The 14,783-nt window shown below is 73.9% G+C and carries 17 protein-coding genes; 10 read left to right on the top strand and 7 right to left on the bottom strand.

Annotated features, from left to right (window positions below):
- Positions 1-19: 19 nt before the first annotated feature.
- A complete protein-coding gene (locus F9B16_RS15935) occupies positions 20-1,204 on the top strand; it encodes an acyl-CoA dehydrogenase family protein (protein WP_151540853.1) in 1,185 nt (394 codons plus the stop codon).
- Positions 1,205-1,270: 66 nt separating this feature from the next.
- On the opposite strand, the gene F9B16_RS15930 is transcribed toward F9B16_RS15935, so the two are convergent.
- Positions 1,271-2,098, bottom strand: coding sequence for an SDR family NAD(P)-dependent oxidoreductase (locus tag F9B16_RS15930; protein ID WP_151540852.1), 828 nt, complete (start codon positions 2,096-2,098; stop codon positions 1,271-1,273).
- A 146-nt stretch (positions 2,099-2,244) separates the two neighbouring features.
- Here F9B16_RS15930 and F9B16_RS15925 point away from each other — a divergent pair, with 146 nt between their 5' ends.
- The 6 genes from F9B16_RS15925 to F9B16_RS15900 all read left to right on the top strand — a co-directional run bounded on the left by F9B16_RS15925 (position 2,245) and on the right by F9B16_RS15900 (position 8,475).
- Entirely contained in the window at positions 2,245-3,153 is a 909-nt protein-coding gene (locus tag F9B16_RS15925) for a VOC family protein (protein ID WP_151540851.1), read from the top strand.
- A gap of 4 nt (positions 3,154-3,157) precedes the next feature.
- On the top strand, positions 3,158-4,645 hold the full coding sequence (locus F9B16_RS15920; protein ID WP_151540850.1) for an FAD-dependent oxidoreductase: 1,488 nt from the start codon (positions 3,158-3,160) through the stop codon (positions 4,643-4,645).
- Complete coding sequence (locus F9B16_RS15915) at positions 4,642-5,523, top strand: LLM class F420-dependent oxidoreductase (RefSeq protein ID WP_151540849.1); 882 nt, start codon at positions 4,642-4,644, stop codon at positions 5,521-5,523. The genes F9B16_RS15920 and F9B16_RS15915 overlap by 4 nt, the downstream gene beginning before the upstream one ends.
- The gene (locus tag F9B16_RS15910) at positions 5,520-5,984 is read left to right on the top strand and encodes a nuclear transport factor 2 family protein (RefSeq protein WP_151540848.1); all 465 of its coding nucleotides are present in this window, start codon (positions 5,520-5,522) and stop codon (positions 5,982-5,984) included. The genes F9B16_RS15915 and F9B16_RS15910 overlap by 4 nt, the downstream gene beginning before the upstream one ends.
- Positions 5,977-6,789, top strand: coding sequence for an SDR family NAD(P)-dependent oxidoreductase (locus F9B16_RS15905; protein ID WP_151540847.1), 813 nt, complete (start codon positions 5,977-5,979; stop codon positions 6,787-6,789). Before F9B16_RS15910 ends, F9B16_RS15905 begins: the two co-directional genes overlap by 8 nt.
- 75 nt (positions 6,790-6,864) lie before the next feature.
- Entirely contained in the window at positions 6,865-8,475 is a 1,611-nt protein-coding gene (locus F9B16_RS15900) for an AMP-binding protein (protein WP_151540846.1), read from the top strand.
- Here F9B16_RS15900 and F9B16_RS15895 read toward each other — a convergent pair.
- The 4 genes from F9B16_RS15895 to F9B16_RS15880 form a co-directional block, all read right to left on the bottom strand.
- On the bottom strand, positions 8,447-9,283 hold the full coding sequence (locus F9B16_RS15895) for an oxidoreductase (protein ID WP_151540845.1): 837 nt from the start codon (positions 9,281-9,283) through the stop codon (positions 8,447-8,449). The two genes, F9B16_RS15900 and F9B16_RS15895, sit on opposite strands and share 29 nt — an antisense overlap.
- Positions 9,280-10,137: a helix-turn-helix transcriptional regulator gene (locus tag F9B16_RS15890; protein ID WP_151540844.1), complete on the bottom strand. Its 858-nt coding sequence runs from the start codon at positions 10,135-10,137 to the stop codon at positions 9,280-9,282. Before F9B16_RS15890 ends, F9B16_RS15895 begins: the two co-directional genes overlap by 4 nt.
- A 110-nt stretch (positions 10,138-10,247) precedes the next feature.
- Positions 10,248-10,691 carry a MarR family winged helix-turn-helix transcriptional regulator gene (locus tag F9B16_RS15885; RefSeq protein WP_151540843.1) on the bottom strand — a complete coding sequence of 148 codons (444 nt, stop codon included), beginning with the start codon at positions 10,689-10,691 and terminating at the stop codon, positions 10,248-10,250.
- Positions 10,692-10,715: 24 nt separating this feature from the next.
- A complete protein-coding gene (locus tag F9B16_RS15880; protein ID WP_151540842.1) occupies positions 10,716-11,645 on the bottom strand; it encodes an MBL fold metallo-hydrolase in 930 nt (309 codons plus the stop codon).
- A 103-nt stretch (positions 11,646-11,748) separates the two neighbouring features.
- On the opposite strand from F9B16_RS15880, the gene F9B16_RS15875 reads away from it, so the two are divergent.
- Together F9B16_RS15875 and F9B16_RS15870 are read left to right on the top strand one after the other, a co-directional pair.
- Positions 11,749-12,624 (top strand): LysR family transcriptional regulator, encoded by an 876-nt coding sequence (locus tag F9B16_RS15875; protein ID WP_151540841.1) that lies wholly within the window; start codon positions 11,749-11,751, stop codon positions 12,622-12,624.
- A gap of 83 nt (positions 12,625-12,707) precedes the next feature.
- Positions 12,708-13,073, top strand: coding sequence for a hypothetical protein (locus F9B16_RS15870; RefSeq protein WP_151540840.1), 366 nt, complete (start codon positions 12,708-12,710; stop codon positions 13,071-13,073).
- On the opposite strand, the gene F9B16_RS15865 is transcribed toward F9B16_RS15870, so the two are convergent.
- Positions 13,070-13,504, bottom strand: a complete 435-nt coding sequence (locus tag F9B16_RS15865) for a VOC family protein (RefSeq protein ID WP_151540839.1) — start codon at positions 13,502-13,504, stop codon at positions 13,070-13,072. The genes F9B16_RS15870 and F9B16_RS15865 overlap by 4 nt on opposite strands.
- Positions 13,494-14,429: an NADP-dependent oxidoreductase gene (locus F9B16_RS15860; protein ID WP_151540838.1), complete on the bottom strand. Its 936-nt coding sequence runs from the start codon at positions 14,427-14,429 to the stop codon at positions 13,494-13,496. The genes F9B16_RS15865 and F9B16_RS15860 overlap by 11 nt, the downstream gene beginning before the upstream one ends.
- Before the next feature lie 140 nt (positions 14,430-14,569).
- Here F9B16_RS15860 and F9B16_RS15855 point away from each other — a divergent pair.
- Positions 14,570-14,783: hypothetical protein (locus F9B16_RS15855; RefSeq protein ID WP_225991665.1), on the top strand; the 214-nt coding region annotated here is incomplete at its 3' end.

The following is a 14,783-nucleotide window of genomic DNA, read 5'->3' as shown; positions in this document are numbered from 1 at the left end:
GGACACATCGGAGGACTTGATGACCAATCCCGTGCTCGACGCGATGATGGAGCGGGCGGAGGAGATCCGCGCGCTCGGGCCGTCGAACGAGTCGCTCGGCCGGCTGGACGACCAGGCCGCCAAGGCGCTGCGCGACTCCGGTGTGATCCGCCAGCTGCAGCCCCGCGCGCACGGCGGGCTGGAGGTGCATCCCCGCGAGTTCGCCGAGACGGTGATGGGGATCGCGTCCCTCGACGGCTCGACCGGCTGGGTCGCGGGGATCGTCGGCGTCCACCCGTGGGAGATGGCGTACGCCGACCCGAAGGTCCGCGAGGAGATCTGGGGCCAGGACCCCGACACGTGGATCGCGTCCCCGTACGCGCCGATGGGCATCGCCCGGCCCGTCGACGGCGGTTACGTCTTCAACGGCCGCTGGCAGTTCTCGTCGGGCACCGACCACTGCGACTGGATCTTCCTCGGCGGCATGCTCGGCGACGAGGAAGGCAAGATGGCGCAGCCGCCGCGGTCGCTGCACCTGATCCTGCCGCGCTCGGACTACGAGATCGTCGCCGACTCGTGGGACGTCGCGGGCCTCAAGGGCACCGGCAGCAAGGACATCATCGTCAAGGACGCGTTCGTCCCGTCGTACCGGACGCTCTGGTACGACAAGGTCGTGGACGGGTCGGCGCCGCGCGAGGCGGGGCTGACCAACCCGGCCTACCTGATGCCGTTCTCGTGCGTGTTCCCGCTCGGCATCACCGCCGCCGTGATCGGCATTGCCGAGGGCGCGCTGCACCACCACCTCGCCTACCAGCGCAACCGCGTCCAGATCACCGGCACGAAGATCAAGGACGACCCGTACGTGCTGTACGCGATCAGCGAGGCCGCCGAGGAGATCAAGGCGTCCCGGACCGCGCTGCTGGACAACTGCTCGCGGATGTACGACCGGGTCGCGGCCGGCGAGGAGATCAGCTTCGCCGACCGGGCGGCGGGCCGCCGCACGCAGGTCCGCGCCGCGTGGCGCGCCGTGCACGCGATGAACGAGATCGTGGTGCGGTCCGGCGGCAACGCGATGCGCACCGACAACCCGATCCAGCGGTTCTGGCGGGACGCGCACGTCGGGCTCGCGCACGCCATCCACGTCCCCGGCTCGGTCTACCACGTCTCCGCGCTGACCGACCTGGACATCGAGCCCCCGCAGGGCCCGATGCGCTCGATGATCTGAGCCGTCCGGCGGTTCTCGCGGCGTGCCGCCCCGCCGCCGTCCCGAGGGGGCGGCGCGCCGCGCTCCTCAACCGAGGAGGCCCCGCTCGGCGACGAGCTTCGGCGTCCAGATCACCCGGCCGAGGAACGCGTCGGCGTCCGGCGCGGTGACGAGCCAGACGACGGCGGCTCCGGGCGCCTCCTCCGGCGTCGCCTCGAACCCCTCGTCCTGCAGGGTGGTGAGGCCGCCGCGCGCCGCGCCCGCGTCGGTGATCACGAAGCCGGGGTCGAGGTTGAACGCGCGGATCCCGCGGCCCCGGTACTCGGCGTTGACCGCGCCCGCGAGCCGGCCGAACGCCGCCTTGGACGCCGCGTACGCCACGCCCCAGCCGCCCTCGCCGGGCGGTCCCGGCGGGTCGCTGGTCGCCGACCCCGAGCACAGGTTCACGATCGTCCCGGCGCCGCGCTCCAGCATCGCCGGCAGCACCGCCTGGATCAGCGCGATCTGGTTCAGGTAGTTGCCGGCCATGACGCGCTCGGCGACGTCGACGTCCAGGTCGAGGAACCGCTCGTGGGTGCCCGCGAGGTGCGCCACCGCGTTGTTGACCAGCACGTCCACGCGGCCCCAGGCGTCCAGCACCGTCGCCGCGGCGGCCGTCACGCTCGCCCGGTCGAGCAGGTCCATCCGGACGGGCAGCGCCCGCACGCCGAGCGCCTCGATCTCCGCCCGCGTCCGCGCCAGGCTGCCCGGCACCGGGATCGCGTCCGCGTGCCCGTAGCGGGGCGGGATCGTGCCCTGCCCCTCCTCGACGGTCCGCGCCGTGAACGCGACGTCGTACCCGGCGCCCGCGAGCGCCAGTGCCGTCCGCCGCCCGATCCCGCGGCTGGCCCCCGTGACGAGCGCGACCTTCGCCATCCGACCTCCTTGGTGAGTCACGCCGAAAGACTCTCACTGAGCGGGAAGGTCTCCGCAGCGCCGGGTGGGATTTGGCAGGTTGACGGAGACGGCCGCCGCGTCGGCCGCGCCGCCGTACGGGCCGAACACCGAAGGGACCGAGGACAGTGACGCACATCCGAGGGCTGGGCTATCTGAAGGTCCAGACCCAGCACATCGACCGCTGGCGCGAGTTCGCCCTCGAGGGGCTCGGGTTCGCCGAGGGCAGCGGCCCCGACCCGGACGGCCTGTACCTGCGCATGGACGAGCGCCGGTCCCGCCTGCAGCTGGTGCCCGGCGACTCCGACAAGGTGCTGGCCGTCGGCTGGGAGGTCCGCGACCAGTACGCGCTCGCCGCCGTCCGCGAGGCCGTCGAGAAGTCCGGCACGGCCGTGACGGCGCTGACCGCGAAGGAGTCCGCCGAGCGCGACGCCGAGGAGGTCATCGCGTTCACCGACCCCGGCGGCACGCCCGTCGAGGTGTTCTTCGGCCCCGTCCTGGACCACAGCCCGCTGCGCACCGGGTTCGCGCAGAAGTTCGTCACCGGCGCGATGGGCATGGGCCACGTGGTGCTGCCCACCCCGAACTTCGCCGAGACCGTCACGTTCTACAACGAGGTCCTCGGCTTCCTGCCGCGCGGCGCGATGAAGGTCGGCGGCGGCCCCGTGCGGATCCGCTTCATGGGCGTCAACCAGCGGCACCACAGCGCCGCGATCTGCCCGGCCCCGCACGACGGCGCGCCCGGCCTGGTCCACCTGATGGTGGAGGTCGACTCCCTCGACGCGGTCGGCATCGCGCTCGACGCGGTGAAGGAGCGCGGCTTCTCGATCTCCTCGACGCTCGGCCGGCACACCAACGACAAGATGGTGTCGTTCTACGTGCGCGCCCCCGGCGGCTGGGACATCGAGTACGGCTGCGAGGGCATGCTCGTCGACGAGGCGTACTACACCGCCGAAGAGATCACCAAGGACAGCTACTGGGGCCACGACTGGTCGGGGTCCGAGCCGCTGGCCGCCTTCGTCCCGCCCGGGAAGTGAGCCGGTGAGCCCTCGTTCCTCGGTCGAGCCCGTCCCGGTCGCGGAGATCGGCGCGTTCGACCACGAGTGCGACGTGCTCGTCGTCGGGTTCGGCTGCGCGGGCGCGGCGGCGGCCTTCGAGGCGGCGCGCGCCGGCGCGGACGTGCTGGTGCTGGAGCGGGCGAGCGGGCCCGGCGGGTCGTCGGCGCAGTCCGGCGGCGAGTTGTACCTCGGCGGCGGCACCGAGGTGCAGAAGGCCTGCGGGTTCGACGACGACCCCGACAACATGTACGCCTACCTGGTGAAGGCGCTCGGCCCGAACGCCGACACCGCGAAGATCCGGCTGTACTGCGACGGGAGCGTCGAGCACTTCGAGTGGTTCCGCGAGTGCGGCGTCACGTTCAACCCCAGCTTCTACGACCAGCCGACGTGGATGCCCATGTCGGAGGACGGGCTGATGTGGCTGGGCGAGAACTCCTGGCCGTACAACACGGTCGCGCGTCCCGTCCCGCGCGGGCACCGCCCGGCCGCCAGCGGGTTCGGCGGGGCCGTGCTGATGGAGAAGCTGTCGGCGGCGGCGACCGCCGCGGGCGCCGTCACGCACGTCGACACCGTCGCGTCCAACCTCGTGCTGGACGCGGACGGGCGCGTCGCCGGGCTCGTCGCCCGCAAGTACGGCGAGCGGGTCACCTACCGGGCGCGTCGCGCGGTGGTGCTGACCACCGGCGGGTTCGTCGACAACGAGGAGATGCTCGCCGACCACGCGCCGGTGCTGCTCGGGCACGGCAAGGTCAGCGACGGCCTCGACGACGGGTCCGGCATCCGGATGGCGGCGGCGATCGGCGCGGCGACCCGGCGGATGGGCGTGGTCGAGATCGCGCTGACCGCGCTGCCCGCGATGGTCTGCCGCGGCATGCTCGTGGACGGCCTCGGCCGCCGGTTCCTCAACGAGGACGTCTACCCGGGCCACTGGAGCGTCCACGCGGTCCGCGACCAGCCCGGCCCCTACTGGACGATCATCGACGAGGAGGGGTACGAGTCCGTCCCCGAGGCGGACCGGTGGGGCGTGCTGCCGAAGTACGCCGCCGAGACCCTCGCCGAGCTGGAGGAGTCGCTCGGCATGCCGCCCGGCGCGCTGGAGGCGACGGTCGAGACGTACAACCGGCACGCCGCGAAGGGCGAGGACCCCTACTTCCACAAGGACCCGAAGTGGCTGCGGCCGCTGAAGCCGCCGTTCGCGGCGATCGACCCGGGCGCGGGCTTCTTCGGCGGCACCGGCGGGCCGGCGAGCGGCGCGTCCGGGTTCACGCTCGGCGGGCTGCACACGACCGCCGACGGCGAGGTCCTGAACAACTCGGGCGAGCCGGTGCCGGGCCTGTACGCGGCGGGCCGCGCCGCGTCCGGCATGCACGGCGAGGGATACGTCAGCGGGACGTCCCTCGGCGACGGCACGTTCTTCGGCCGCCGCGCCGGGCGCGCCGCCGCCGCATCGACGAACAAGGAGACTGCATGAAGTACGCCGTCCTGCTGCCGGTCGCGGCGGGCGTGACCGCCGATCCCGCGTGGATCGGGGAGTACGTCCGGCACGCCGAGGACTGCGGTTACGAGTCCGTCGGCGCGGTCGAGCACGCGGTGGTGGCGAGCGGCTACTCCTCCGTCTACCCCTATGACAGCTCGGGGAGGATGGAGCTGGCGGACGACCTGGACATCCCCGATCCGCTGGACCTGCTCGCGTACCTCGCCGGCCGGACCAGCCGGATCGGGCTGGCCACGGGCGTGCTCGTCCTGCCGAACCACCATCCGGTGGTGCTCGCCAAGCGGCTCGCGACGATCGACGCGCTGTCCGGCGGGCGGCTGCGGCTGGTCGTCGGCATGGGCTGGATGCGCGAGGAGATCGAGGCGTGCGGCGCCGACTTCGACTCGCGCGGCCGGCGCGGCGACGAGCAGCTCCAGGTGCTGCGGAAGCTGTGGGCGGAGACCGGGCCGGAAGGCGCGTCGCACGACGGCGAGTTCTTCCACTTCAAGGGGGCGATGAGCTACCCGAAGCCGGTGCAGGAGGGCGGCGTGCCGATCCACGTCGGCGGCCACACGAAGGCCGCCGCGCGGCGCGCCGGCCGCTACGGCGACGGCCTCCAGCCGCTCGGCGTCGCGGGCGATGAGCTGCGCGGCCTGGTCGCGCTCATGCGCGAGGAGGCGGAGAAGAACGGCCGCGACCCGGACGCGCTGGAGCTCACGCTCGGCCATTCGCTGTCGGCGGTCACCCCGGAGAAGGCGGGCCGGCTCGGTGACCTGGGCGCGGGACGGCTCGTCCTGCGCGGGACCGTGACGACGGACCTGAACGAGGCGAAGGACGAGCTGTCGGCGTGCGCCCAGCGCCTCGGCCTGTCATGACGCTGGGAACCGGCGACCGGATCGCCCTCGGCGATCTGGTCGCCCGCTACGCCCTGTACGCCGACCGCTGCGACATCGGCGCGATGGCGGGCCTGTTCACCGGCGACGCGGTGCTCGTCCTGCCGTCCGCCCCGGACGTGCTCGACCCGGTGCGCACCTTCACCGGACGCGAGGAGATCACCGCGACGCTGTCGGTGCTGAACGGCATCCCGGTCACGTTCCACGCCCTCGTCGGGCAGGTCTTCGACGCGGGCGCCGAACCCGGCACGGCCACCGGGGAGATCGCCTGCGTCGCGCACCACCTGACCGAACGCGACGACGGCACGACGTCGGACCTCGTGTGGAACTGCCGCTACACCGACGCCTACCGGCTCGACGGCGGGACGTGGCGGATCGCCCGGCGCGAGCAGCGCATCGACTCGATCGAGACCAGGCCGGTGCGGAGGCGCCGCGATGGCTGACGGCACCCGGATCAGCGTCGTCACCGGCGGCGCGCTCGGCATCGGGGGAGCGATCTCCCGCCGCCTCGCCGCCGGCGGCGACCTCGTCGTCCTCAACGACATCGACGCGGACGCCGCCGAGCGCGCGCGGCGCGACATCGAGGCGTCCGGCGGGCACTGCGTCACCGTGATCGGCGACATCGCCGAGGACGACACCGTCGCGCGGGTGACGGCCGCCGCGCTGGAGCACGGCCGCGTGGACGTGCTGGTCAACAACGTCGGCGACTTCCGCCCGTCGGCCCCGTCCTTCCAGGACAGCACGCCCGGCCAGTGGCAGCGGCTCTACGAGCTGAACCTGCTGCACGTCTTCAAGCTGACCCACGCGCTCCTGCCCACGATGATCGAGCAGAAGGCCGGGAGCATCGTCAACAACTCGACGGTCGAGGCGTTCCGCGGCATCCCGCAGCACCCGGTGTACTCGGCGTTCAACGCGGGCGTGTCGGCGTTCACCCGCAGCCTCGCGGTCGCGGTCGGCCGGCACGGCGTCCGCGTCAACGCGATCGCGCCCGACCTCGCCAACACCGAGCAGACCCCGGTCGCGTGGATGCGGCGCGGCTACGACGAAGGGCTGGAGCACACCTGGGTGCCGCTCGCCCGGTTCGGCGAGCCCGACGACTACGCGGCCGTCGTCGCGTTCCTCGCGTCCGGCGACGCCCGCTTCGTCACCGGCCACACGATCCCGGTCGACGGCGGCACGCTCGCCGCGTCCGGCTGGTTCGTCCGCGCCGACGACCAGGGCTGGACGAACCGCCCCCACCGCGCCTGACCCGGGTCCCGGTGAGTGGGACGCGGGGCGTGGCCGGGGCGGGCGTTGGTCGAGGTTGGGTGCTGGGAGGGATCGATGGCAGAGGTGCTGGGGGACGACCGGCCGCCCGAGGAGGTCACGTTCGCGGAGCTGGTCGCCGCGCGCGCGGACGACGACCGGACCGGCCTGTGGTTCGAGGACCGCTCGTGGACGTGGCGCGAGGTCGTCGCGGAGGCGCGGCTGCGCGCCGGGCTCGCCCTCGACGCGCGGAGGCCCGGGCCCTGGCATGTCGGGCTGTTCCTGGAGAACGGCCCGGAGCACCTGTTCTGGCTGCTCGGCATGGCCCTCGCGGGCATTCCGGTGGTGGAGCTGAACCCGACGCGGCGCGGCGCCGAGCTGGCCCGCGACATCACGCACACCGACTGCGCGCTGCTGGTCACCGAGACGTCCCGGGCGCCGCTGGTCGAGGGACTCGTCCCGGACGTCCCGGTGCTGACCGTGGACTCCGCCGAATACGGTGAGGCGCTCGCCGCCGCCCGGCCCGGCGCGGTCGGGCCCGTCGCCCCGGAGACGATCTTCTCGCTGGTGTTCACGTCCGGGACGACGTCCGCGCCGAAGGCGGTCGTCTGCACGCAGGGCCGGCTCGGCCGGATCGCGGTGCAGCAGCGCGACCGGCGGAGGCTCACCCGCGACGACGTGTTCTACGTCGTGATGCCGATGTTCCACTCCAACGCGCTGATGGCCGGGATCGCCCCGGCGGTCGCGACCGGCGGATGCGTGGCGCTGCGCCGCCGGTTCTCCGCGTCGGGGTTCCTGCCGGACGTCCGCCGCTACGGCGTCACGTTCTTCAACTACGTCGGCAAGCCGCTGAACTACATCCTCGCCGTCCCCGAGAAGCCGGACGACGCCGACAACCCGCTGCGGATCGCGTTCGGCAACGAGGCGGCGCAGCGCGACATCGAGGAGTTCGCGCGCCGCTTCGGCTGCACCGTCATCGACTCGTACGGGTCGAGCGAGGGCGAGATCCGGCTCACCCGCGTCCCGGGCACGCCGCCCGGCTCGCTGGGCGTCGCGGAGGCGGGCACCGTCGTGATGGACCCGGACACGCTGCGCGAATGCCCGCCCGCGAAGTTCGGCCCGCACGGCGAGCTGCTGAACGCCGACGAGGCGATCGGTGAGATCGTCGACATGAAGGGCGCCGCCAAGTTCGAGGGCTACTACAACAACCCCGAGGCGACGGCGAAGCGCGTCCGCAACGGCTGGACGTGGTCGGGCGACCTCGCCTACCGCGACGCCGACGGCTACTGGTACTTCGCCGGCCGCGACAGCGACTGGCTGCGGGTGGACGGCGAGAACTTCGCCGCCGCGCCGGTCGAGCGGCTGCTCGCGCGGTTCGACGCGTTCGCCGACGTCGCCGTCTACGCGGTGCCGGACGAGCACGTGGGCGACCAGGTGATGGCGGCGGTCGCGATGGCGCCGGGGCGCGCGTTCGACCCCGCCGCCTTCGCCGCGTTCCTGGCCGCCCAGCCCGACCTCGGGACGAAGTGGGCGCCGCGCTACGTCCGGATAGTCGCGGAGCTTCCGCGTACCCCGACGAACAAGGTGATCAAGCGGCCGCTGCGGGACGAGGCGTGGAACACCGCCGAGCCCGTCTACGAGCGCCGCGGCGGCGGCTACGTCAGGCGGTCGCCGGGTAGTCCGCGCTGAGGGTGACGTCGCGCCAGCCGGCGAACTCGGTGCGGAGCCGGTCGAGCCGCGCGTTGGCGACGTCGAACGCGACCTGGCCGAGGAGCAGCCGCAGCGGCGGCTCGTCCGCCTCGACGGCGGTGATGATCGCCTGCGCGGCGCGCGCCGGGTCGCCCGGCTGGCTGCCGTAGGTCGCGAGGGTGGACGTCCGGCGGGTCCCGGCGGTGGCGGCGTAGTCGTCGATCGAGACGGGGGACTGCCGCATCGACGGCCCCGACCAGTTCGTCCGGAAGGCTCCGGGTTCGACGATCGTGACGTGGATGCCGAGGGGCCCGACCTCGGCGGCGAGGGACTCCGAGAGCCCTTCGACCGCGAACTTCGTCGCGTGGTAGTAGCCGGTCGCGCCGAACGCGGCGAGGCCGCCGAGCGACGAGACGTTGACGACGTGGCCGGAGCGGCGCGCGCGCATCCCGGGCAGGACGGCCTTGGTGACGTCCGCGAGCCCGAAGACGTTCGTGTCGAACAGCGCGCGGACCTCGGCGTCCTCGCCCTCCTCGACGGCGGCGAGGTAGCCGTACCCGGCGTTGTTGACCAGCACGTCGATGCGGCCGAACGCGTCCTCGGCGCGCTTGACGGCGGCGGCGACCTGCTCCTTGTCGGTGACGTCGAGCGGGAGCGCGAGCGCGCGGTCACCGTGCTCGCCGACGATGTCGGCCACGGCCCGCGGGTCGCGGGCGGTGACGGCGGCGCTGTCGCCGCGTTCCAGGACGGCCTCGGCGAGGGCCCGTCCGAGCCCGGTCGAGCAGCCGGTGATGAACCAGACGGTCATTGCTGTCTTTCCTTCGTTGGCGTGGCTTCCGGCGCGTCGCCCGCGGTGAGGCTGCCGAGCAGGGCGAGCGCCTCCTCGGACGCGCTGCCCGGGGCGGCCTGGTAGACGACCAGCTGCTGCCCCGGGGCGCTGTTCACGGTCAGCGACTCGTAGGTCAGCGTCAGCTCGCCGACGAGCGGATGCTGGAAGCGTTTCGTCTCGTGCGTCTTCTGGCGGATGTCGTGGCGGGCCCACAGCCGGCGGAACTCGGCGCTCTTCACCGACAGCTCGCCGACCGTCTCGACCAGCGTCGGGTCGTCCGGGTCGAGCCCGGCGGACGCCCGCAGCCCGGCGACGGTGTTGACCGCGACGCGGTCCCAGTCGGGGTAGAAGTCGCGCGCGTCCGGGTCGAGGAACACCAGCCGGACGAGGTCGCCGCTGTAGGCGTGGCCGTCGAACAGGGCCTTGCCGAGCGGGTTGCAGGCGAGGACGGCGAGCGTGCGGCCGAGCACGACCGCCGGGGTGTTCGGCCAGGCGTGCAGCATCTGCATCAGGTTCGGGCTGACCCGTTCCCTGCGCGGCGCGCGGCGTCCCCTGGTCCGGGGGCCCGCGAGCTTGTGCAGGTGCGCGACCGCGTCCTCCTCGAGGTTCAGCGCGCGCGCCAGCGCGTCGACGACCTGCGCCGACGGGTTCCGCTCGCGGCCCTGCTCCAGCCGCACGTAGTAGTCGGCGCTGACCCCGGCGAGCCGCGCGACCTCCTCGCGCCGCAGCCCGGCGACCCGCCGCCGCGGCCCGGGCTCGATCCCCGCGTCCTCCGGCGGGACGAGCCCGCGCCGTGCCCGCAGGAACTCGCCGAGCGCGTTCTCCCTGTCCATGCCTTCGAGGCTAGGCGCGGCCGGGCGGCTCCGGTGCCGTCAAGGTGGCTCCGCCGCACCCACCCTCACGCGGTGCGGGGCCCTTCCTCAGGACGTCGGCAGGCCCGCTCTTAGGAGGTCGGCAGGCCCGCGCGCTCGGCGATCGCGCCGAGCGCATCGTGCAGGGCGGCGCGCTGGTCCGCGCCGAGGGGCGCGGAGATCTCCTCGTCGACCTCCCGCGCCGCCTCCGCGCACCGGCGCAGTAGCTCGCGGCCGTGGCCGGTCAGCGTGAGGACTTGGCGCCGCCTGTCGGCCGGGTCGCGGCGCCGCTCGATCGCGCCGAGCCTCACCAGGTGGTCGGCCAGCGCGACGACCAGGCTCGGCGCGACGCCCATCCGCGCGGCGAGGTCCTGCTGGGACGCGGCGACGCCCGCCTCCAGCGCCGTCATCAGCCCGGCGTGCTTGAGCTTCAGGTCGTGGACGGCGATCTTCGCGGCGAGCCGGTCGCCGTAGATCGCGCCGAGCGTCCCGAGCCGGAACGCCACCGTCGCGGGCAGGCCGCCGGCATCGCTCATGGCGCCGATGTTACTCGGCTTGAATCATTCCGCGTGTGAACCGTCGGGGTCGTGGTCGGGGTGCTCGGCGCAGAGGCAGCCGACGCCCCGCTCGATCCACTCCCGTCCCGCCCACTCGGGGTGCCGCTCGATCATCAGCGCCCGGACCTCCTCCACGATCGTCTCCTCGCTCGCGGCGGAGTCCCGGCGGGCCCAGGTCTCGTCGCGCAGCAGCTCCAGGTAGTCGCGGACGTCGGCGAGCAGCCCCGGGCCGCCGATGTCCCCGTGCCCCGGCACCACCACGCGCGGCGCCTCGGCCGCGAGCCGCCGCATCACCGCGATCCAGCGCGTCCCGGAGACGTCGGTGTCGTGCGGCGGGAACCACGGGAAGATCGCGAACTGGCCGGTCTCGGCGAGGTCGCCGGTGAACATCACGCCCGCGTCCGGGACGGTCACGACCTGGTCGCCCCGGCTGTGCGCGCGGCCCGTCGCGCGCAGCCGCACGACCCGTCCGCCCAGATCGAGGTCGTGCGCCTCGCCGTAGACGACATCGGGCGCGCGCAGTTCGACGCCTTCGAGCTGCCGGGCCACCGATGCGCCGAGTCCCCGGAACATGTGGAGGTAGCCGTCGCCCTTGGCGGCGAGGTCCTCCGCCTGCGCGCCGTTGACCAGGTACGTCGCCTCTCCGGCGAACGTCTGCGCGCCGAACGCGTGCTCGGGATGGAAATGCGTCGTGGTCAGGTACAGCCGGCGGCCCTTGGCGTACTCGTCGGCGAACTTCAACACGGCCTCGGCGTTCCGCGGGCCCATGCCCGTCTCGACGACCAGCACGGAATGCGCGCCGCCGATCACGCCGACGTTCGGGACCAGCTGCACGCCGTGGTTCGGGATCACCACGAGGTCGTCGGCGACCTCCCGCGCCCCGGTGACGTCCACGATCGGGTCGGGGCCCGTGTGCTCCAGCGATTCAGTCATGGCGACAACTCCTTCGTCAGGGGTTCCAGTGCATCGCCGGGGCGCCGCGGGCGTCCAACACCGGTTCCGTCCGCCCGATACCGTCCGGGTATCGTCGCCGGTGATGGACCTACGCTCGCTGCGCTATTTCGTGACCGTCGTCGAGGAACGCCACTTCGGGCGCGCCGCCGCGCGGCTGCACATGACGCAGCCGCCGCTGAGCCGCGCCATCCGGCGGCTGGAGACCGACCTCGGCGCCGTCCTGCTCGACCGGTCGCCCGCCGGGGTCGCGCTGACCGCCGCCGGGACGGCCCTCTACGACGAGGCGCGCCTGCTGCTGGAGCAGGCCGATCACCTGCGCGCCCGCGTCACCGCCGCGTCCGGCGCCGCCGCCTTGACGATCGGCACGCTCGCCGACAGCGCGCAGCAGGCGGGCACGCGGCTCGCCGCCGCGTTCCGCCGCCGCCATCCCGGCGTCGACGTCCGCGTCCGCGAGGCCGACCTCACCGACCCGACCACCGGGCTGCGCGCCGGGCTCGTCGACGTCGCACTCACCCGGACGCCCTTCGACACCACCGGCATCACCGTCCACGAGCTGCGCGCCGACCCCGTCGGGGCCGTCCTGCGCGCCGACGACCCGCTCGCGGGACGCGGCGCCCTGCGCCTGGACGACCTCGCCGGCCGCCGGTGGTTCCGGTTCCCGGACGGGACCGACCCGATCTGGTCCGCCTACTGGACGGGTCCCGCGGCGGGCTCGCCGGCGGACGGCCCCGTGGTGCGGACCGTTAACGAGTGCCTGCAAGCAGTCCTGTGGAGCGGGACGATCGGGCTGGGCCCGCTCGCCGACGCGCTGCCCGAGGGCCTCACGTCCGTCCCGGTGACCGACATGCCGCCGAGCCGGCTGGTCGTCGCGTGGGCGGGGGACGATCCCGGCCCGCTCATCCGCTCGTTCGTCCAGATCGCCGCCGCTCTCTTCCGCTCCGAGGCCGCGAAGCCGTAGCCCGGCGGGCCTTGACGCCGCCCACGGCGCCGACGATACTCATCCTCAATCATTCAGAGTCTGAATCATTTGGAGCGTGAAAGATGAGTGCCGTCGAGACGATGCTGATCGCGGCCAACGCCGCCGCGGCCCTTGCGGCGGGCGCCTCCAGCGTGCTGGGCGCCGCCCGCCCCGGCCTGATGCTGGCCTCGGGGGAGACCGTCACCTCCGGCGTCGACTTCTACGCCCGCGTCTACGCCATCCGCGCGATACCGCTGAGCATCGCCGTCGTCGCGGTGCTGCTCGTCGCCGACGCGTCGGCCGTCGTGCCGCTCCTCGTCGTGGCGGGGGTGATCCAGGCCGGGGACGCGGCGCTCGGCGTCCTGCGCCGCGTCCCCGGCATGGTGGCCGGCGCGAGCGTCCTAGCCGTGGTCCATCTGCTGTCGGCGCCCTGGTACGCCACCCACTAGCGCGGCCCGTCCGGCGGTGGTTCCGCGCCGAACACCCACGGCGCGAGGACGATCTGCCACCCGTCCGGGTCCTGGAACACCACCGCCCCATGGTTCGACCAGTACGGGTTCTCCGGCGCGACCGGCCGGTGCCCGTGCCCGGCGAGGCGGGCCGCCGCCGCGTCCCGCGCCTCGGGACCCCGCAGGTAGAGGACGAGCTGGTTCTCCGGGTGCGGCTCAGGGATCCGGGGCGGCGCGCCGCTCTGGGTGATCTCCATGTGTACGGGCGTCCCCGGCAGCCCGAACACCACGCCGTCGTAGCCCGCGTGATCCCGCCATTCGGCCAGCACGGGCAGGCCCAGCACGTCCCGGTAGAAGACGAGGATCTCCTCGAACCGTGCCGTCGGTCTCGCGAACCGCACCGCCCCGACGTCCAGGTGCTCAGGCCACATCGTCCCGGCCCTCGTCCGGCACCATGAGGACGACCTTGCCCCGCCCGTGGCCGGTCGCGACCTCCCGGTGCGCGTCCGCCGCCCGGCCGAGGGGGAACGTCGCGCGGACGTGCAGGCTCAGCCGTCCCTCCGCGTAGAACCGCGCGGCCTCGGCGACCCGCGCCGACGACCGCTTGTCCGGCGTGACGCGCACGCCGAGCTCGGCGGCCCGCGCGTGCTCGACCAGCGTGATGATCCGGTTCCGGTCCCGGACGAGCTTCAGCGACACCTCCAGCGCGTCGCCGCCCGCCCCGTCCAGCGCCGCGTCGATCCCGCCGGGCGCCGCGTCCCGGACGCGCTCCTCCAGGCCGTCGCCGTAGGCGACCGGGATCGCGCCGAGCGAGCGCAGGTAGTCGTGGTTGGCCTCGCTCGCCGTGCCGACGACGGTCGCGCCGGCGATCCGCGCGAGCTGCACGGCGACCGCGCCGACCCCGCCCGCCGCCGCGTGGACGAGCAGGGTGTCGCCACTGCCGACGCTCATCTCCTCCAGCGCGATGTGCGGCGTCATCACCGCCGCGGGGAAGCCGCCCGCCACCTCCCACGGCATGCCCGCGGGCTTCGCGGTCACCGCCGCGGCCGGGACGACGACGTACTCGGCGTAGGCGTTGAGCCGGCAGTTGCCCATCACCTCGTCGCCCGGCCGGAACCCCGTGACCCCGTCGCCGACCTGGTCGACCGTGCCCGCGAACTCGTTGCCCGGCACGCGCGGGAACCCCTCCGGCGTCCCCGGCGGCGTCCACCCCTCCCGGACGGCCAGGTCGAACGGCTGCACCCCCGCCGCGCGGACGCGGACCCGGACCTCGCCGGGCCCCGCCTCCGGCGTCGCGATCTCCATCGTCCTCAGCACGTCCGGTCCGCCCGGCGCGCCGAACCCCGCGACCCGCATGATTCCTCCCTCAGAGTCGATCACGCAGCACGCTAGGACCTCGACCAATGTTGAGGTCAACCCCGCCGCCCCGGCCGGAACAGTGATGCCCGATTCGCTCGGTCACGTGCGGATTTGTCATATCTCACTAGGATGCTGCCGTGCGCGACGATCAAGACGGCCCTCCGGCCGCCGGCACCGAGGCCCTCGACCTGGCGACCGCGCCGCTGCGGCCGCTGCCCGACGACCCGGCGGGCGGCGACGACCCGGCCCCCGAGGCGGCCGGCGAAACGGCCGCCGGCGGACCCGAGCCCGGGATCTGCCAGCACTGCGCGGGCCCGCTGCCGCCCGGCGCGTCCCGGTTCTGCAGCGACG

The organism is Actinomadura montaniterrae, assembly GCF_008923365.1.
Taxonomy (GTDB): Bacteria; Actinomycetota; Actinomycetes; order Streptosporangiales; family Streptosporangiaceae; genus Spirillospora; species Spirillospora montaniterrae.
Note: the sequence above shows the minus strand (reverse complement) of the source record. Positions and strands in the feature narration are given on the sequence as shown.